Origin of the sequence: Aeromicrobium sp. S22 (genome assembly GCF_009661045.1) — a bacterium.
GTDB lineage: Bacteria > Actinomycetota > Actinomycetes > Propionibacteriales > Nocardioidaceae > Aeromicrobium > Aeromicrobium yanjiei.
The window spans coordinates 13660-32351 of the sequence record NZ_WJWV01000003.1 but is presented as its reverse complement, the minus strand read 5'-3'; the positions used below and the strand labels follow the sequence as shown (position 1 = coordinate 32351).

The window sequence follows — 18692 nt, the reverse complement described above, 5'->3', positions numbered from 1 at the left end:
TTCTATAGAATGTAGATAATGTGACGGTGACCTCATCGCTGCAATGCACCTGGCATCCGCAGGACGTGCTGGAGCTGCGCCTCCACCGGCCCGAGCGACGCAACGCCCTGGACCAGACGCTCATCGACGCCCTGCGCGACGCGCTCGACACCGACGCGCGGCGCGCACGCTGCACCGTCCTCACCGGGGCCGACACCTTCTTCTGCTCCGGCGGCGACGTCGCCTCGATGCCGGGTGCCGGCGACGGGTTGTTCGGTCCGGCCGGCCGGCTCGAGCTCATCCACGGCGTCATCGAGCGGTTCGCGGCGCTGCCGTGCCCGACCGTCGTCGCGGTGGAGGGCTACGCGCTCGGCGCCGGGTGGGGGCTCGCCCTGGCCGGCGACATTCTGGTGGCCGGCGAGGACGCCGCCTTCCAGGCGCCGTTCTCCCAGCGCGGTCTCGCCGCTGACGCCGGCGTCGCATGGCACCTGACGCGACGGCTCGGACGCCACGGCGCGAACCGCCACCTCCTGCTGGGTGAACCGCTCACCGCCCTGGAGGCGCTCTCGGCCGGGCTGGTGACGATCCTCGCTGCTCCGCGTACTGCGACGCGGGTCGCGCTGGACGTCGCCGCGAGACTCGCGGCCGGGCCGGTCGAGTCCGTCGCCGTGACGCGCTGGATGAGCCGCGTCGCCGAGGATCGCGACGTCACCGGATTCCTCCGCGAGGAGCGGATCGGCGTCGCCCTGGCCGGACACGGCCGCGACGCCGCCGAGGGGAAGGCCGCCTTCCGCGAGAAGCGCGAGCCGGAGTTCGCACGATGAGCGCCCAGCCGCTGGTCGGCCTCGAGGTCGTGGAGTGCTCGACGTTCGTCGCCGGACCGAGCTGCGGAATGACGCTCGCCCAGCTGGGTGCCGACGTCGTCCGGGTCGATCTGCCGGGCGGAGGCAGCGACTTCGGCCGCTGGCCCCTGAGCGCGACCGGCGAGAGCCTCTACTGGACCAATCTCAACAAGGGCAAGCGCTCCGTCGCGATCGACTACCGCACCCCCGCCGGACGTGAGCTGCTCACGGCCTTCACCACCCGCCCCGGTGACCACCGCGGCGTCTACGTCGACAACGTGGTGGGCCGGCACCGGCTGCGCCACGACGACCTCGCGGCACTGCGCAGCGACATGATCACCGTCCACGTCGAGGGCTTCGCGGACGGCCGACCCGCCGTCGACTACACCGTCAACGCCTCGATCGGCATCGCCACCATGACGGGGCCGGACTTCCTCGACACCCCCGTCAATCACGTGCTCCCCGCCTGGGACCTGCTCACGGGCATGCACGCGGCGGTCGGCGTCCTCGCCTCCCTCGAGCGCCGCCGGACGACGGGAGAGGGCAGCGCGATCAACGTGGCCCTCTACGACGTCGCGGTCTCGGCGGTCGGAGCCCTCGGCTGGTTCGCCGAGGCAGAGGAGGCCGGCGCCGATCGGCCCCGCCACGGCAACCACGTCTTCGGCTCGTTCGGCACCGACTTCGCGACGTCCGACGGCTCGCGGATCATGGTCGTGGCGCTGACCGAGGGACAGTGGGACGCGCTGTGCGACGTCACCGGCACGCGGGACGTCTTCGCCGCCCTGGAGAAGGCACTCGACCTGGACCTGCGCCAGGAGTCGGCGCGCTACGAGGTGCGCGAGACGATCGCATCGATCCTGCGCCCCTGGTTCATCGCCCGCGACCTCACCGCGCTCCGACCGCTGCTCGACCAGGCCCGCGTCCTGTGGGCGCCCTACCTGTCGGTGGTCGAGGCCGCGGCCTCGGCCCGCGCCTCCAGCGACCCCGTCCTGCACGACGTCGACCAGCCCGGCGTGGGCCCCATGCCCACCACCGTCTCACCGCTGCGCTGGGCGCAGACCGAGCGCAAGCCGGCTCTCACGCCCCGGCTCGGCGCCGACACCGGCCCCGTCCTCGCCGAGTCGCTGGGTCTGACCGATGCCGATCTCGGCCGTCTCGCGGCTGACGGCGTGATCGCCCTGACGTCATGACGACGGCCCGTTCGCTGCTCTTCGTGCCCGGCGACCGTCCGGACCGGTTCGCCCGCGCGGCCACGAGCGGCGCCGATCTCGTCGTCGTCGATCTCGAGGACGCCGTGGCGCCCGAGCGAAAGGATGCCGCCCGGGCCGCGATCGACGATGCCGTACGGGAGGGCTTGCGGCCCGCCGTGCGCATCAACGCCGTCGGCACGCCGTGGCACGCGGACGACCTCGACCTGGTGCGGCGCCACGGACTGCTCGTGATGCTGCCGAAGGCAGAGGAGGTAGCCCTCTCGGCACTCGACGGGCTCCGGGTCGTCGCCCTCGTCGAGACGGCGCGCGGCCTGCTCGACGCCCCACGGATCGCCGCCCACCCCTGCGTCGACCGGCTGGCGCTGGGCCACCTCGACCTGGCCGCCGAGCTCGGCGTCTCCCCCGACAACCGGACGATCGTGGACGCCGCGCGCGTCCAGCTGCTGATCGCGTCCACGGCGGCGGGCCTGCCCGGTCCCGTCGACGGCGTCACCGCCCAGCTGCGCGACCCTGAGTGGCTGCGGGCAGATCTCGCGGCCGCGACGGCGGTCGGCTGCGCCGGCAAGCTCTGTATCCACCCCGACCAGATCGCCCCGGTCCACGCCGCCCTCGCACCCGACGAGGACGAGATCGCGTGGGCCCGGCGAGTCCTGGCCTCCGCCGACGCCGGCGTGTCCGTCGTCGACGACCGCATGGTCGACGCCCCCGTCCTCGCCCGCGCACGCACCATCCTCGCCCGCACGGGCGAGGCACGAACCGAAGGAGAGCACCCGTCATGAACGCACTGCTGGACTCGCAGGTCGCCATCGTCACCGGAGGTGCGCAGGGCATCGGCCTGGCCATCGCCCGCAGCTACGTGGACGCCGGAGCGAAGGTCGTCGTCGCCGATCTCGACGGGGAAGCCGCGGTCGCCGCGGCCACCGAGCTCGGCGAGGACGTCGCGATCGGGGTCGCCTGCGACGTCGTCGTGGCCGACCAGGTCCAGGGCGCCATCGACGCGGCACTCGCCAGATGGGGCCGCTTCGACATCATGGTCAACAACGCCGGCATCACGCGTGACGCCACGATGCGCACCATGACCGAGGAGCAGTTCGACCAGGTCATCGCCGTGCACCTCAAGGGCTGCTGGAACGGGACGCGGCTGGCGGCCGCGCACCTGCGTGAGCAGAAGTCCGGCGCGATCGTCAACATCTCGTCGCTCTCGGGCAAGGTTGGCATGGTGGGCCAGACCAACTACTCGGCCGCCAAGGCCGGCATCATCGGCATGACCAAGGCCGCCGCCAAGGAGATGGCTCACCACGGTGTCCGCGTGAACGCGATCCAGCCGGGCCTCATCGCGTCCGCGATGACCCGCGCGATGCCGCAGAAGGCGTGGGACCAGAAGATGGCCGAGATCCCCATGCAGCGCGCCGGTGAGCCCGAGGAGATCGCCTCGGTCGCCCTGTTCTACGCCTCGGCGATGTCGTCCTACATGACCGGGACCGTCGCCGAGGTGACCGGCGGACGGTTCATGTGAGGCCGCCCGGGCTGCTCGTCGACCCGGAGACCGTCCACGCACTGGCCGACCTCCTCGGCGCGGACGACCTGGACGTGGCAGCGGGCGCTCCCCTGCCACCGCTGTGGCACTGGGCCGCACTCGCCCGCTGGCGTCCATGGGCCTCGCTCGGCCGCGACGGGCACGCCGAGGACGGCTCCCTGCCGACCCGGCCCGATCTGCCCCGCCGGATGTTTGCCGGCGGGTCCCTCGTCGTGCACCGTCCGCTGCGGATCGGCTCGACCGTGCACGTGTCCCGCAGCGTGCAGGACGTCAAGGACACCGAGGGCCGCTCGGGCCCGCTCCGCTTCGTCACCGTCCGCGACGTCGTGGAGGACCAGGACGGGATCGCCCTCGAGGAGCGGCAGGACATCGTCTACCGTCCGGCCCCGACGAGCCCGACCGGTGCGACGCCGCGGGAGCCTGCCTCCGTCCTGCCGGCGGGGCGGTCGGGCCTCGACACGTCCGCCCAGCCGTGGACGTTCACCGGCGACGCCCCGATGCTGATGCGCTTCAGCGCACTCACCCGCAACACCCACCGCATCCACTACGACCACCCGTACGCGACCGGGGTCGAGGGCTACGAGGGCCTGGTCGTGCACGGCCCGCTGCTGGCCATCGTCCTGGCCGAGACGGTCCGCCGCAGCGGCGCCGCGATGCACCGCGTCGACCACCGCGGACGCTCGGCCCTGATCGCCGGGCACCGCGGCGAGCTGCGCGCCGAGGCCGGCCCCGACGCGACCCGAGCCACCTTGTCCGAGCACGACCGCCTGTGCGCCGAGATCACCGTCCACCACCACATCCAGGAGTCACCGTGAGAGAAGCCGTCATCTGCGAGCCCATCCGCACCCCCGTCGGGGGTTATGGGGGGAGCCTCGCGCCGGCCACGGCCGCCGATCTCGCCGGGGCCGTGCTCGCGGCCCTCGTCGAGCGCACCGGGCTGCCGTCCGACGCGATCGACGACGTCATCCTCGGGCACTGCAACCCGAACTCCGAGGCCCCCGCGATCGGTCGCGTCGCCGCCCTGAACGCGGGTCTGGACCTGCGGACCGCGGGCCAGCAGATCGATCGTCGCTGCGGATCGGGCCTGCAGGCCGTGGTCAACGCGGCGATGGCGGTGCAGACCGGAGCGGCCGACCTCGTCGTCGCCGGCGGCGCGGAGAGCATGAGCAACGTCCCCTTCTACTCCACCGACATCCGTTGGGGTGCCGCTCGCACCGGCGTGACGATGCACGACGCCCTCGCCCGCGCACGCCAGACCGCGGGTGGCCACCGCTACCCCGTGGCCGGCGGCATGATCGAGACGGCCGAGAACCTGCGACGCGAGCACTCGATCTCCCGCGCCGACCAGGATGCTCTCGCCGCCCAGTCGCACCAGCGCGCGGTTGCCGCCCAGAAGGCCGGCATCTTCGACGAGGAGATCATTCCCGTCACCGTCTGCACGGGCCGCCGCCAACGTACGGTCGAGGTCGACGAGCACCCGCGGGCTGACACGACCGTCGAGACACTGGCCGCGCTGCGCCCGATCATGGGCAAGGTCGACCCCGACGCGACCGTGACGGCCGGCAACGCGAGCGGTCAGAACGACGCCGCAGCCGCGTGCATCGTCACGACCCCCGAGCGCGCCGCCGCCCTCGGCCTCCGTCCACTCGTCGCCCTCCGCAGCTGGGCCGTCGCCGGCGTCCCGGTCGAGACGATGGGCATCGGTCCCGTCCCTGCCACGGCCGCCGCCCTCGGCCGCGCCGGCATCACGATGGACGATCTCGACATCATCGAGCTCAACGAGGCGTTCGCCGCACAGGTGCTGGCCGTGCTGCGCACATGGGGCCTCGACGCGGACGACCCGCGGCTCAACCCGCACGGCTCAGGCATCTCGCTCGGCCACCCCGTGGGAGCCACTGGCGCTCGACTGGCCGGTTCGCTGGCCCGTGAGCTGCACCGGCGCGACGGTCGCTACGGCCTCGCGACGCTGTGCATCGGCGGCGGCCAGGGCATCTCCGCGGTCTTCGAGCGGGTCGGCGCGTGAGCGCCGCTCCCGTCGTCATCGACTCGGCCGAGGTGCTGCACGGGCTCGTCGGGGTCGAGCTGGGGCCCAGTCGGCCCCTGGTCGTCACGCAGGAGCGGATCGACGCCTTCGCCGACGCCACCGGAGACCACCAGTGGATCCACGTGGACCCGGAGCGGGCCGCCGACGGACCCTACGGCGGCACCATCGCGCACGGCTACCTCACGTTGTCCCTCGTCTCCGGGCTCAGCGACGACCTGTTCGTCGTCGAGCTCGGCAGCGCCCGCATCAACTACGGCGTCGACCGGGCCCGTTTCCCGTCCCCCGTCCCGGTCGGTTCCACCCTGCGAGCCTCGTGCACGGTCGTGGACGTCGTGGACCGGGACAGCTCGTGGCTCGTGACGTACCGCTTCACGATGCAGGTGGAGGGCCAGGACCGCCCGGCGTGCGTCGTGGACAAGCTGAGCCTCATCCTCGCCTGAGCGCCGTCCGGCGTGCGTGCCGGACCAACACCAAGAGGGGCGGGGGGGGGGGGGGCCCCCCCCCCCCCGCCCCTCTTGGTTGTGTTCTACGCGTCAGCCGCCGTAGCCGTAGGCCTTGTTCCAACGAGCCACGATGTCGGCGCCCAGCTCACGCGCGTCTTCCGGCGTGTACAGCTCGAAGTCCGGCGAGTCAGCCGTCGGCAACGTGTAGTCGCCCGTCTTCGTGGCCGGGATGTCGGTGCGAGCCGCGACGAAGCCCTGGGCGGCCGCGAACTGCTGCCCGGAGGACGACATGCTCCAGTCCTGGAAGAGCTTCGCCGCCGCGCTGTCGAGGCCGGCCTTCGTCACACCCTGCATGTTGTACGTGCCCGAGACGCCTCCGGGCGGCACGACGAGGGTGATGGGCGCACCCGCGATCTCGGCGCCGTACGTGCTGTTGAAACCGGACGTCGCGACGTGGATCTCACCGCGGGCCAGGGCCTCGAGCTGCGTGCTCGTGGTGTCGAAGATGCGCGGCTTCAGGGCGGCGAGCTTGCCCCAGTAGTCCTTGCCGAGCCTCTCCTCCTGGAACTGGGCCAGACCCTGCACCGTGCCACCGGCACCCGCGTGGACGATGCCGACCTTGCCCTTCCACTTCGGGTCCGTGAGATCCGCCCAGTCCTTCGGGGCGTCGGCCTCCTTGACCACCTGGTTGTTGTAGGAGAAGGCGTACGCGGAGTAGTAAGGCGCGTAGTAGAGACCGTCCTCGTAGACGACGCCGTCGACCTTGGAGACCGTGTCGTAGGACGCGACCTTGTACGGCGCGTAGACGCCCTTCGAGGCGAACTCCTCGGCGATCACCGGATCGGTGATCGTGACGACGCCGGCATCCAGACGTCCGGCGCCGCTCTCGCTCAGCACTCGCTCTGCGAGCTTGCCCGACGGCATCCGGGTCATCTTCACCTTGACGCCGGTCTCGGCCTCGAAGCGAGCCGCCGTGACCTCGGCGCTCTCAGCCCCTGACGCGGTGTACCAGGCGACGGAGCCTTCCTTGCGCGCTGCCTTGAGCAGATCGGCGTCCGCGACCTTCTCGCCGCCGATCACGAGGCCGTCGGAGTCGTCGATCTCCGGCATCGCCAGGATCTCCTCGGCGGCGCTGGCGCTGCCACCTGCCCCGCCTGACGAGGAGCTGCCACCGCACGCGGCGAGGCTCAGCGACATCACCGCGGCTGCGGCGACGGCGACGGACTTGGGGATGGTTCTCATGGGCGTGCTCCTTGACGTGCGGGGGTGTGGTGCGGGCTGCCCCGGCGGGGGCCCGGTCGCTGACGGCTCACTTCTGGGCGAGACGTCGCGGGATGTAGGAGAGGATGAACATGAACAGGCAGTACAGGAGGCTCATCGCCGCAGCGCCGCGCAACGCCCCTCCGTTCTCGAAGGCGTCGTAGATCGTGATCGAGAGGATCTTGGTGTCGGTCGTGTAGAGGAACAGCGGCACCGTCAGCTCACGCATGCTGAGCATCAGGAGCAGCAGGAACGTCGACAACAGACCGACCTTCATGAGCGGCACCGTGACGGCGAGGATCGCCCGTGAGCGGCTGGCACCGAGCATGACGGCGCTGTCCTCCAGGTCGCGATCGGTCTGCATGATGGACGAGGCGATGCCCCGGAAGCCCTGCGGCGACTGGACGGCCACGAAGGCGATCGCCATCACCGCGAGCGTCCCGTACAACGGGATCGGCATGACCAGCCAGGTCCACAGCAGGCCCATGCCCAGCACGACCGCCGGGATCGCGAGCGGCACCATGGAGATGCCCTCGATCAGCTTGCGGCCACCGACCTTGGTCCGGTACACCGTGTAGCCGCACAGGAACGCCAAGATGGTGCCGGCGGTTGCCGCGAAGAGGCTGACGACGACGCTGTTGGACGTGGCCGACAAGAAGTCGGCCGATCGGGCGACCTCACCGATGATGCCGAGGTCGAAACCGCCCGGTTCGAACAGGTCACCCAGCGTCGACATGTACGGGCTGGTCTGGCCGGCTGTCACCAGCAGCGCCAGCAGCGGCAGCACGATGGACAGCGTGAAGAAGACGAGCACGGCGATGAACGCCGGCGTGCGCCAGCGACCGAGAGCGATCTTCTTGTTGCGGACGCCCTTGCCGCTCACCGTCGTGTAGGAACGCTTGGCGATGACCCGGTTCTGCAGCATCGTCGCGATGATGACCACCGCGACCAGCACGACCGCGATGGCCGCGCTCTCGTTGCCACGCGACGGCGTCGCGTTGAGCAGCCGGAAGATGAACGTCGGCAGCGTGTCGACGCCACCGGGGGTGCCCAGCACCTGCGCGACGGGGAAGTTCTCGAAGATGAGGGTGAAGGTCAGGATCGCCGATCCCAGCACGGCGGGAAGTGCCAGCGGGAACGAGATCCGACGCAGCATGGTCCGCGTGGTGGCGCCGTGGATGTGCGCCGCCTCCTCGAGGTCCGGGCTCATGAGCGAGAGCGCGGCGTGCACCATCAAGAAGGTGTACGGCGCGTAGTAGATCGCGAACACCATGATCAGGCCCGGCATCGAGTACAGGTCGATGAACGCGGGGAGCCCCAGGTCCCGCAGACCGATGTTGAGCAGACCCGCGTTGGGGCTGCCGAGGATCGACCACGCGAGCGCGCCGACGTACGACGGCAGGAACATCGGCATCAGCCCGACGAGGTACACGAACTTGGGCACCCGGATGTCGGTGCGGGCGGCCAGGAACGCCAACCCGCCACCGATCAGGGCAGCCAGCAGCGTGGCCGAGATCGCCATGATCATCGAGTTGAGGAACGCCTTGCGCACCTCGGGGACCCCGAGAACGCTGAAGTTGTCGAACGTCGGCGAGAAGCTGATGTTGCCGGGGCGGGGCACCGAGCCCGTCATCGCCGCGAGCAGGACGAACCCGGCCGGGATCAGGATCAGGAACGCGAGGAATGCGATCAGCAGGCCGGAGCCCAGCCAGGTGCGCCAGAAGCTGATCCGCGCCGGCCCCGGGGGCGCGGCCGGCGGTGCCGGATCGGGCGCCGGCGCCGTCACGAGGGTGCTGGCCATCTCATTCACCGCCCTGGGCGGCGCCGCTCGCCGCGAGGGGCGCGGAATCGGTCCACTTGGTCGGGAACCCGGACGCGAGCTCCGGGACCTCGTTGGGCAGCACCTTCACGTCGCGCGCATCGACGTGCACGAAGACGCGGTCGCCGGGGCGGAAGACGTTGATGGCCGAGCCGGGCACCGTGGTCTCGAGGACCGGCCCCGCGTCCAGGCGCACCGCGCACCGCGTGGTCGCGCCCTGGAACACGGTGACCTCGACGCGACCTTCCCAGGTGTTGACCCCACCGCTGACGCCGTGGTCGTCACGCTCGGTCGACACCCGCACATGCTCGGGGCGGATGCTGACGCTCGACAAGACGTCGTGGTCGACGGCCGTCTCGGTGACGAACTGCATGTCGTGGTCGACCGACTCCACGTGGTGACCCTTGGGACGGCCCACCGGGAAGATGTTGAGCACGCCGAGGAACGCCGCGATCGTCGCGGACGCGGGGCGTTCGTAGATCTCGGTCGGAGATGCGAGCTGGGTGATGCGCCCGTGCTGCATGACCGCGATGCGATCGGCCAGGGCCAGGGCCTCGCCCTGGTCGTGCGTGACGTAGACCGACGTGAGACCCAGCTCGATCTGGAGGCGACGGAGCTCGACCCGCAGGTCGTCGCGCAGGCGAGCGTCGAGGTTCGACAGCGGCTCGTCCAGGAGCATGACGGCCGGCTCCATCGCGAGGCTGCGGGCCAGGGCGACGCGCTGCATCTGGCCGCCCGACAGGGCACTGGCGCCGTTCTCCGCCACGGCCTCGAGCCCCACGATGCGCAGAGTCTCCAGTGCCTTGCGGCGGATCTCGTCCTTGCCGAGCTTCTGCTGCTTCAGGGGGAATGCGACGTTCTCGAGCACCGTGAGGTGCGGCCACACCGCGTAGGACTGGAACACCAGGCCGACGTTGCGCTTGTTGGCCGGCACGCGGGTGCGGGACTCAGCGTCGAAGACGGTCCGCCCACCGATGCTGATGCTGCCTCCGGACGGGTCCTCGAGGCCGGCGACGCAGCGCATCGTGCTGGTCTTGCCACATCCGGACTGCCCGAGCATGACGATCGACTCACCGTCGGCGATGTCGAGCGAGAGATTCTTGACCGCCCTGAAGTCGCCGTACGACAGCGAAAGGTTCGAAATGGTGACGTCCATGATCAGCTCTCATCCGTGGTGGTGGTGGAGTCTTCGCCCTGGTCGGCGAGAACGGTGACCAGCGCGTCGAGGGCGATGATGCCCTCGGTGTCGCGGAGGACCGCGACGGGATTGATCTCGGCCTCGACGACGTCGGGGCGTTCGATCGCCAGGCGGGAGACCGCGACGACGAGATCGGCGAGCGCGTCCAGATCGCCCGTGGGCGCCGAACGGTATCCGCGCGAAAGCGCCGTGGCCTTCACCCGCTCGATCATCCCGGCAGCGGTGTCCCGGTCGACAGGCGCCATCTGGACGGCGCTGTCGCCGTACAGCTCGACGGTGACGCCGCCGGCGGCCAGCACGACGAGCGGTCCGACCGTGTCGCTGACGCGATAGCCGACCAGCATCTCCTGCACGGGGTCGACGACCATCTCCTGCACCAGGACGGTGTCGGCAAGGACGTCAGGACGGTGCCGGGCGACCGAGTCCAGGATGCGTCGGCGGGCCTGCTCGAGGCCGTCGGCGTCACGGATCCCGACCTCGACACCGCCGACGTCGGACTTGTGCGCGATCGCGTCCGAGAGGACCTTGACGACCACCGGGTACGCCAGGTCGGCGGGAACGGGCTCCCCCGGGCCGAGCACGAGGCTCTGGGGGAATCGCGCACCCACCTGCTTCAGCACCTCGGCGGACTGCTGCTCGTCGAGGACCCGGGTGCCACCGGCCGCAGGGGTCTTCACGCCCGCGAGCGCCTCGCCCCGAGGCGCCCGGGAGCGCAGCGTCGCGGCAACCGCCTCGGCGCAGGACTCGACCGTGCGGAACGCGGGGACGCCGGCACGGTGCAGCCGCTGCAGCGTCTCGAGCGCGTCGGGCAGGGCCCACGCGACGACCGGCAGCCGACGGTCCGCGAACTCCTCGATCGCGCTCGCCGCGAGCTCGGGGTTGAGCCGCGCCGAGGAGCCGATGACGAAGACCAGGAGGTCGAACTCCTCGCTGTCCTCGAGGATCCCGAGGACGTTCAGCACCTTGTCGTGCCGTGTGCCCGCGAGGGTCAGGTCGATGATGAGACTCTCCGAGACGGCGATGCCCGCCTCGTTGATGCGCGCGAAGGTCTCTGCCGACGGACGGGTGAGGGCGATGCCACGCATCTCCAGCTCGTCGACCGCCAAGGCGGCGCCACCTCCGGTCGAGGTGATGACACCGACCCGCGGGGCGTCGGCGTCCCGGATCGTGCCCATGAGGCGACGCTGCACGGCTCCGGCCTCGATGAGCGACTCGAAGTTCTCCACGCGCACGAATCCGCAGGCCTCGAAGAAGGCCGACGCCTCGCTGTCCTCACCGGCGAGAGCGCCGGTGTGTGACACGGAGAGCTCGGCGGCGGCGTCCGAGCGGCCCAGCTTGTAGACCGTCACGGGCTTGCCGCGCTCGTGGGCGAGCTCGGCGAACTCTGCCAGCGACGCGGCGTTGTCGAGTGACTCGAGGAACAGGCAGTACGCATCCACCTCGGGATCGTCAACGGTGGCGGCGCAGATCTCGCCCAGCGTGAGGTCGATCTCCGAGCCGGTGGACACGAGCCCGGCGAACCCGATTCCCACGGCCTTGGCACGGGTCATGAGGGCACCGATGACGCTGCCGGACTGCGACGCCACGAACGTGCGGCCGACGGGGATGGCCTCCTCGGCGAACGCGGCGTTCGCGGTCAGCATCAGGCCCGCACCGGGGTTGACGACGCCGATGCTGTTGGGACCGATGAGCCGGACCCCGTGTTCACGGGCGACCTTCAGCAGCTCGGCCTGGCGGACCGCGCCCTCCTCACCGGCCTCGGCGAAACCACCCGACAGGATCGTGACGACCGGAACACCCCGCGCGCCGCACTCCGCGACGGCGTCCACGACGAAGCGGGTGTCGGCGACGACGAACACGTGATCCGGCGTCTCGGGCAGGCTCGCGATGCTGGGCCACGCCCGCTCGCCGAGCACAGTCTCCCGTCGGGGGTTGACGGGGTAGACCCGGCCGTTGAAGCCGGCCTTGCGAAGGAAGGCGAGCGGTCGGGCCGTGGTCTTGGTGATGTCGTCGGAGGCCCCGATGATCGCGACGGACCGCGGATGCAGCATGGCGCTGCCGACTGTGGGCCTGGCCGTCTGGGACAGAACGGTGGTCATGGAGTCGTCACTCGCTTCCGGGGGTTTCAGAGGTCGACAGGGCGACGTCGAGCGTCGTCCGGTGGGTGGGGGCGGTCCAGGTCTGCTCGGCCAGGGCCGTCGCGCGGTCGGAGCCGATGATCGGGCCCGCGAGACGGACGAGCTTGCCGGTCATGTCCTCGTCGCTGACGGGGTTGGACGGCTCGCCGTACGGCGTGTCGACCCGGTGGGTGAGGACCGATCCGTCGCGCAGGGTGATCTCGACGATCGCGGGGCGCAGTCGGGGGTAGACCGCGTCGATGTCGGCGTCCGCGACGACCGAGACCCGGTCCACGAGGGCGCGGATCGTGGCGTCGTGCCGGACGTCGTCGCCGAACTCGGTGAGCCCGACCTCGTCGAAGGCCAGCGCGACGGTGACCGCGAACGGGATGCTCATCTGCGCATCGAGGAACTCGTCGACGGTGCGGGCGGCGTGGTGCGAGGCGACCGTGTACGTGCGGACGGTCACGGACTCGACATCGCCGGCCTTGACCTGGTGCTCGGCCTTGAGCGCCCGGACGGCGTCGATCGGTCCGTGCAGGTGGCGGCAGCAGGGGTACGGCTTGACGTAGGTGTCGAGGAAGGCCCACTTCTCGCCGAGGTCGCCGACCAGCGTCTCGTTGTCGAAGTCGCCGCGCGCGAACGCGTCGATGTAACCGTGCGGGGCCTCGAGGACACCGCGCGGACCGGTCACACCAGCGGCGGCGAGCTCGGCGCTCGCGATGCCGTCCCGTGCGGCCTTGCCCGGGTGCAGGCGCTTGACCTCGGCCGCCTGGCCGAGGAAGGCGAACAGTCCGCCGGCGTGCGAGGCCGCGATGCCGAGCGCGTGCTCGATCTGCTCGGCGTCGAGACGGTGCAGCACCGCGACGGCGACGGCCGAGCCGAGGACACCGGTGACCGGCGTGTTGTGGAAGTGGTTGCGCCACGTGGCCGGGTGTCCGGCTGCGGCGAGGCGGCACACGACCTCCAGGCCCACCGCGAGGGCGCGCTCGGTGATCTCGTCGTCGCTGCCGGCGGCCTGAGCCGCGGCGAGGACGGCCGGGAAGATGACCGTGCTGGGGTGGACGCTGCCGGGCGTGTAGCCGTCATCGACCTCGAGGCAGTGGGCGCTCGTGCCGTTGACCAGCGCGGCGCCGAGCGCCGACAGGCGTCCGGTGCCGACGGCCTCGGCCTGGTCGCCGGGGTACTGGATCGCGGCATGGGCCGCGACCTGACGCGACGTCGGTGCCGAGGACCCGGGGATGACGGCCGCGAGGTAGTCGACCCAGAGCCGGCGCACGTGGTGGCGCGCGGCGGCGTCGAGGGGGCGGTCGGCCTGCGCCGCGGCCCAGTCGGCGAGCTGCGCTGTCAGGTTCATCTGGACGTCACTCACTTGGCCACAGCTCCTGCACGCTGGTCGAAACGACGGCCGAAGACCGACTGCGCGATCGTGTTGCGCAGGATCTCCATCGAGCCGCCGGCGATCATCCATCCGCGGGTGCGGCGGACGATGTACTCCATCGGGAACTCCTGGGAGTAGCCGCTGGCGCCGAAGATCTGCAGCGCCTCGTTGGCCACCTTGAACGCGGTCTCGTTGGCGTGCAGCTTGGCGATGGACGCGTACGTGGGATCCGGCGATCCGGACTCGGCGTCGGACACCGCGCGGAACAGCAGCAGCTTGGCGGCGTCGAGCTGGACCCGCATGTCGGCGAACTTCCACTGCAGGCCCTGGAACTCGCACAGGTTCTTGCCGAACTGCGTGCGCGTCTTGGCGTGCTCGACGGCGCGGTCGTACGCGGTCTCGGCCAGGGCGATCGCGCGTGAGGCGTTGCCCATCCGCTCGACACCGAAGGTCGACATCATCGACCGGATGGCACCGGAGTCCGCGAGCACGTACTCCTTGGGCACGCGGCACTCGTCGAAGTACAGCTGGCAGTGCGACTCCCCCGACATGTGCAGCTCGCGCTTGCCGCGGGAGAACCCGGGGGCGTCGAACGGGACGAGGACGGCTCCGATGTCCTTGGTGGTGGGGCCGAAGCGGCACCACACGACGGAGTAGGAGGCGTCGGGCCCGTGGGAGTTGTAGATCTTCTGACCGTTGAGGACGGCCTCGTCGCCGTCGTAGCGGGCGGTGGTGCGCAGCTCGGTCAGCGCGCTGCCGGCCTCGGGCTCGCTCATGCCGGCGGTGACGATGGCCTCACCCGCGAGCAGCTTGGGCAGCACCTCCTCCTTGACGCGGTCGGAGCCGAACTTGGCGACCTGGCGGATCGCGCCGAAGTTGCTGGCCTGCAGCGCGTCCGCACTGTGGGGGCACACCTTGGTGATCGCCATCATGACGAGCACCGCGTCCAGCAGCGACGCGCCCTGGCCGCCCATCTCAGGGGACAGGGTCAGGCCGGTCAGGTCGTTGTCGGCCAGCACCTTCAGGCTGTCCCACGCGAACTCGGTGCGCTTGAACGCCTGCGGGGCGAACTCCTTCTCGGCGAGCTTCGTGACGGAGTCGACGAGGGCGGTCTGCTCGGGGGTCAGGGTGAAATCCATCATGATCCTTCGGTACGTCGTGTCACGCCACGGTCTGGCGTGCGGGGGCAAATTCGGTGAGGGTGCGGCGCAGGTCCGCAGGGCTGAGGTCGGCGACACCGTCGACGAGCTCCCAGATGCGGCGGGACTCGGCATCCGGGTCGAGGCCCGCCACGGTGAGGCAGGAGCGGATCTTGGCGTCGACGGCGGAACGGTCGAGGGGCGCTTCGGGGCCGCCCGGCATCGGGGACTCGGCGACGTGAACGACGCCCGCGCGGTGCAGCTCGACCGTGGCGCCGCTCATCACGGTGCTGGCCGGCAGATCCTGGCGAACCTCGACGGCACGAGCGGCCGAGGCGATGACCGGGTCGACGACGTCCGGGCCGGCGAGGGTCGCGACGTCGTAGCGGCCGGAGGTCCAGATGGAGGCCACCTGCCACGGCACCGAGAACTGTGCGTCGATGATCGGCTCTCCGCGATCCGCGTACGGGCGGGCCACCATCGCGTAGGACGCACCTTCGGGCAGACGGACGACGAGCTTGTCGTCCGTCTGGGCGCCGTGCGCTCGGTACAGCTGCTCAGCGGCGGCGATCGCGGCGTGGCCGTAGCGGCACGCGGGATAGGGCTTGATCGCGAGCTCGGCGCCGGCGAAGGGGCCGTCGAGCACGTCGGCGACGGTGACATCTGCACCCGGGAGCAGCCCGTGGTCGCCGGTGAGCCAACCCCGGGGTCCTTCGACGCCGTTCAGGGCGAGCGCCGCGGCATAGAGTCCGGCCTGTACGGCTAGACCGGGCTGGACCCGCTTGGCCAGCGAGCTGTCGACGACGGCCTGGCGCGAGCCGGGCGCGAGTGAGACACCGACGGCCAGGGACATCGCGTTCTCGATGCCGGCCCGATCCAGTCCCCAGGTCGCCGCGGCGGCTGCCGCAGCGGCGGGAGCGCCGAGCCCGGCCGTGCGAATGACACCGGCTCGCGGACCGACGAGGCCGCCGAGGCGCGAGAGCGCCTGCACGCCGACAACGATCCCGTCCGCGAAGCTGCGCCCCGAGGCGTTGCGGCGCTGGGCGGCAGCCAGAGCCGCGGGCACGGCGATCGCTGCGGTGTGGACGACGGCGGTGTCGTGGGTGTCGTCGAAGTCCCACGCATGGATCAGCGCAGATGCCGCCGCGGCAGCGCCTTGGGGCGACCACGTGCGGGGGGTGTAGGGAACGGCGATGTCACCGTCCCCCAGCTCAGCGGACGCTGCGAGCATCGCGCGCAGTCCGGGCGCCTCGGCACCCGCGGCCATCAGGCCCCAGGCGTCGGCGACCAGGACGCCCCAGCGTTCACGCTCAGTCGCGTCGAGAGAGTCAAGCTGACTCAATTGGTGCTCCGATCGTCAATGTCCAGAGGGAGTGACCGTTGTCACGGCCGCGTGTCCGGCATCACTCTAGAAACGATCTCTGCGCTTGTCTACATATTCTATAGATTCTTTTCTGTACGCTTCTGTGGCAGACTGCTGCTCCATCCGGCACAGTCATCCGTGGGCACGACGCCGGCTCGCACCCGAGCCTCCGATCCCCTCGACGATCAAAATCTCCCTGAAGGAGCGCCATGGCCAGCGACGACGTCGCGATCCCAGGTAGCCGCACCGCGTACGTCCTGGAACGCCTTCGCGCCGACCTGAGGAACGGGCTCATCAATCCCGGCGACCAGCTGCGCCAGGTCGAGCTCGCCCGCCGCTACGGCGTGAGCGCCACACCCGTTCGCGAGGCGCTGCGGGTCCTCGAGGCCGACGGCATGATCGATTACCACACCCACCGCGGCGCCACCGTGCGCGACTACACGCCCCAGATGGCCACCGACCTCTACCGCATGCGGGCCGAGATGGAGTCGCTCGCAGTCACCGTCGCGATGGAACGGATGACACCCGAGGTGCTGGCCGGAATCCGCGTCGCCAACGAGGAGCTCTTGGCGGCCACCGATTCCGCTGCCTCCTCCGCCGAGCTCTCACGACTCAACAAGGCGCTCCACTTCGCGATCTACCAGGCGACGTCGCCGGTCATGATCGAGTGCATCGAGATGTTGTGGAGCCGGTTCACGCCGTCCGTCACGTTGTGGAGCGTCAGCGGTTTCACCACCGAGCTGCGTCACGACCACGAGGCGATCCTGAGCGCGATCGAGGACGGTGACGCCGAGCGGGCGAGCCGCGCGATGCATGAGCACATCATGCACGCGTGCGACCTGCGTGCCACGCATGCCGCGCTCCGCCCGGCGGGTCCCGTCAGCGACGCTGCCGGCGACGGATCACCCCAGGCCCCGTGAGGTCACCGCTCCGCCGCCCTTCCTGGTTCACCTCCCTGGTCCTGATCTCGATCGCGTCCCACGCGGTTCTGAACGGCGTGCGCACGCTCATCTCCTACCGGGCACTCGCGCTGGGCGGGGACGCGTTGTCCGTGGGCATCGTCACGGCCTCGTTCGCGGTGCTGCCGCTCCTCGTCGCGCTGCCCATCGGTCGCGCCGTCGATCGCGGTCACGGCATGCGGGTCCTCCGGGGCGGACTCGTCCTGACGGTGGGCGCAGTCGTCCTCGCTGCCACGAGCACCAACCTCGGCGTCCTGGCGGGGGCGAGCGCATTGCTCGGTTTCGGCCAGATCCTTCACACGATCGCGTGCCAGAGCCTGATCCCGCTGTGGTCACCCCCAGAGCTGATGGACAAGCGCTTCGGCCAGCTGACCCTCGGCGTCTCCGCGGGACAGTTCCTCGGCTTCCCGCTGGCGGGCATCGTGGCAACGCTGTCGAACAGCGGCTCAGGCGGTGACGGCACGCTGAAGACGACGTTCTCGCTGATCGTGATGGCGGCGGTCGCCACGGCCGCCGTCCCACTCGCCTACGCGTTCTCACCCGCGTCTCGCGCGGTGCGGTCGCGCCGGGAGCAGGTCGGGACCCAGCAGTCGAGCCTGACCATCCTTCGTCAGCCGGGCATGAAGCCGGCGATGTACTCGTCGATGACGGTGTTGTCCGGTCTGGATCTCCTGACCGCCTACGTCCCGGTGCTCGGCGAGCACCTGGGTCTGAGCGTCGGCATGGTCACCTTCCTGCTGACGATGCGCGCCCTGGCGTCGGTGCTGTCGCGGATCGCACTCCCTGCGCTCCTGGTCCACGTCGGTCGCCGCTGGCTCATCGTCTCGGCGACACTCGTCTCGGCCATACCCGTCGCGCTCATCCCTCTGACCACGAATGTCGTGGCGTTGAGCGCGGCGATGCTCGTGATCGGCTTCTTCTGGGGCATCGGACAACCGTTGACGATGGTGTGGGTGACGACCGTGTCGCACCGCGACAACAGGGCCACGGCGCTGTCGCTGCGCCTGGCCGGCAACCGGATCGCCCAGTTCGCGGTCCCCCTCGGGGCCGGAGCCGTCGCGGGAGCCACGGGTGTCGGCGTCATCTTCTACCTGACCGCCGGCCTGCTCGCGTCCTCCGGACTCCTGTCCCTCAGCGCCACCCGACGCATGCCCGACTGACCTCTCCCCCCACCCCCACACCGTTCGCCAGGGAGGCCGCCCGCGGCCGACCGTGAGCGAAGCGAGGCGAACCCCAACCCCCACCGTTCGCCAGGGAGGCCGCCCGCGGCCGACCGTGAGCGAAGCGAGGCGAACCCACCACCCCCACCGTTCGCCAGGGAGGCCGCCCGCGGCCGACCGTGAGCGAAGCGAGGCGAACACTCCACCTGTGGAAACCCCATTGCCCCCACAACCACGCCG

General features: G+C 70.7%; 16 protein-coding genes. 9 read left to right on the top strand and 7 right to left on the bottom strand.

The features are described from left to right. The first annotated feature begins 26 nt into the window (after positions 1–26). The 7 genes from GEV27_RS13065 to GEV27_RS13035 are packed head-to-tail and all read left to right on the top strand — an operon-like array spanning position 27 to position 6053. Positions 27–803, top strand: coding sequence for an enoyl-CoA hydratase/isomerase family protein (locus tag GEV27_RS13065; RefSeq protein ID WP_153934771.1), 777 nt, complete (start codon positions 27–29; stop codon positions 801–803). Then, positions 800–2011 (top strand): CoA transferase, encoded by a 1212-nt coding sequence (locus GEV27_RS13060; RefSeq protein ID WP_153934770.1) that lies wholly within the window; start codon positions 800–802, stop codon positions 2009–2011. Before GEV27_RS13065 ends, GEV27_RS13060 begins: the two co-directional genes overlap by 4 nt. Then, positions 2008–2811, top strand: coding sequence for a CoA ester lyase (locus GEV27_RS13055; RefSeq protein WP_153934768.1), 804 nt, complete (start codon positions 2008–2010; stop codon positions 2809–2811). Before GEV27_RS13060 ends, GEV27_RS13055 begins: the two co-directional genes overlap by 4 nt. Further along, positions 2808–3548 carry a 3-oxoacyl-ACP reductase FabG gene (gene fabG / locus GEV27_RS13050; protein WP_153651325.1) on the top strand — a complete coding sequence of 247 codons (741 nt, stop codon included), beginning with the start codon at positions 2808–2810 and terminating at the stop codon, positions 3546–3548. Before GEV27_RS13055 ends, fabG begins: the two co-directional genes overlap by 4 nt. Then, positions 3545–4384 (top strand): MaoC family dehydratase N-terminal domain-containing protein, encoded by an 840-nt coding sequence (locus GEV27_RS13045; RefSeq protein WP_153934766.1) that lies wholly within the window; start codon positions 3545–3547, stop codon positions 4382–4384. The genes fabG and GEV27_RS13045 overlap by 4 nt, the downstream gene beginning before the upstream one ends. Continuing rightward, the gene (locus GEV27_RS13040) at positions 4381–5592 is read left to right on the top strand and encodes an acetyl-CoA C-acetyltransferase (RefSeq protein WP_309222236.1); all 1212 of its coding nucleotides are present in this window, start codon (positions 4381–4383) and stop codon (positions 5590–5592) included. Before GEV27_RS13045 ends, GEV27_RS13040 begins: the two co-directional genes overlap by 4 nt. Next, a complete protein-coding gene (locus tag GEV27_RS13035; protein ID WP_153651322.1) occupies positions 5589–6053 on the top strand; it encodes a MaoC family dehydratase in 465 nt (154 codons plus the stop codon). Before GEV27_RS13040 ends, GEV27_RS13035 begins: the two co-directional genes overlap by 4 nt. Positions 6054–6146: 93 nt before the next feature. Here the strand turns inward: GEV27_RS13035 and GEV27_RS13030 are convergent, their stop codons facing one another. From GEV27_RS13030 to GEV27_RS13000, 7 genes are all read right to left on the bottom strand, one after another. Continuing rightward, positions 6147–7298 (bottom strand): ABC transporter substrate-binding protein, encoded by a 1152-nt coding sequence (locus GEV27_RS13030; RefSeq protein WP_153651321.1) that lies wholly within the window; start codon positions 7296–7298, stop codon positions 6147–6149. A gap of 67 nt (positions 7299–7365) precedes the next feature. Further along, a complete protein-coding gene (locus GEV27_RS13025) occupies positions 7366–9117 on the bottom strand; it encodes an iron ABC transporter permease (RefSeq protein ID WP_153651320.1) in 1752 nt (583 codons plus the stop codon). 1 nt (position 9118) lies between these two features. Then, the gene (locus GEV27_RS13020) at positions 9119–10291 is read right to left on the bottom strand and encodes an ABC transporter ATP-binding protein (RefSeq protein WP_153934764.1); all 1173 of its coding nucleotides are present in this window, start codon (positions 10289–10291) and stop codon (positions 9119–9121) included. A gap of 2 nt (positions 10292–10293) precedes the next feature. Then, positions 10294–12432 (bottom strand): acetate--CoA ligase family protein, encoded by a 2139-nt coding sequence (locus GEV27_RS13015; RefSeq protein ID WP_153934762.1) that lies wholly within the window; start codon positions 12430–12432, stop codon positions 10294–10296. A gap of 7 nt (positions 12433–12439) precedes the next feature. Further along, positions 12440–13807: an MmgE/PrpD family protein gene (locus GEV27_RS13010; protein WP_194944208.1), complete on the bottom strand. Its 1368-nt coding sequence runs from the start codon at positions 13805–13807 to the stop codon at positions 12440–12442. A gap of 11 nt (positions 13808–13818) precedes the next feature. Beyond that, on the bottom strand, positions 13819–14970 hold the full coding sequence (locus tag GEV27_RS13005; RefSeq protein WP_153934758.1) for an acyl-CoA dehydrogenase family protein: 1152 nt from the start codon (positions 14968–14970) through the stop codon (positions 13819–13821). A gap of 22 nt (positions 14971–14992) precedes the next feature. Next, entirely contained in the window at positions 14993–16312 is a 1320-nt protein-coding gene (locus GEV27_RS13000; RefSeq protein ID WP_153934756.1) for an MmgE/PrpD family protein, read from the bottom strand. A 230-nt stretch (positions 16313–16542) separates the two neighbouring features. Here GEV27_RS13000 and GEV27_RS12995 point away from each other — a divergent pair, with 230 nt between their 5' ends. After that, positions 16543–17253, top strand: a complete 711-nt coding sequence (locus GEV27_RS12995; RefSeq protein WP_153651314.1) for a GntR family transcriptional regulator — start codon at positions 16543–16545, stop codon at positions 17251–17253. After that, positions 17250–18452, top strand: coding sequence for an MFS transporter (locus tag GEV27_RS12990; protein WP_208430718.1), 1203 nt, complete (start codon positions 17250–17252; stop codon positions 18450–18452). Before GEV27_RS12995 ends, GEV27_RS12990 begins: the two co-directional genes overlap by 4 nt. The last annotated feature ends 240 nt before the right edge of the window (positions 18453–18692 follow it).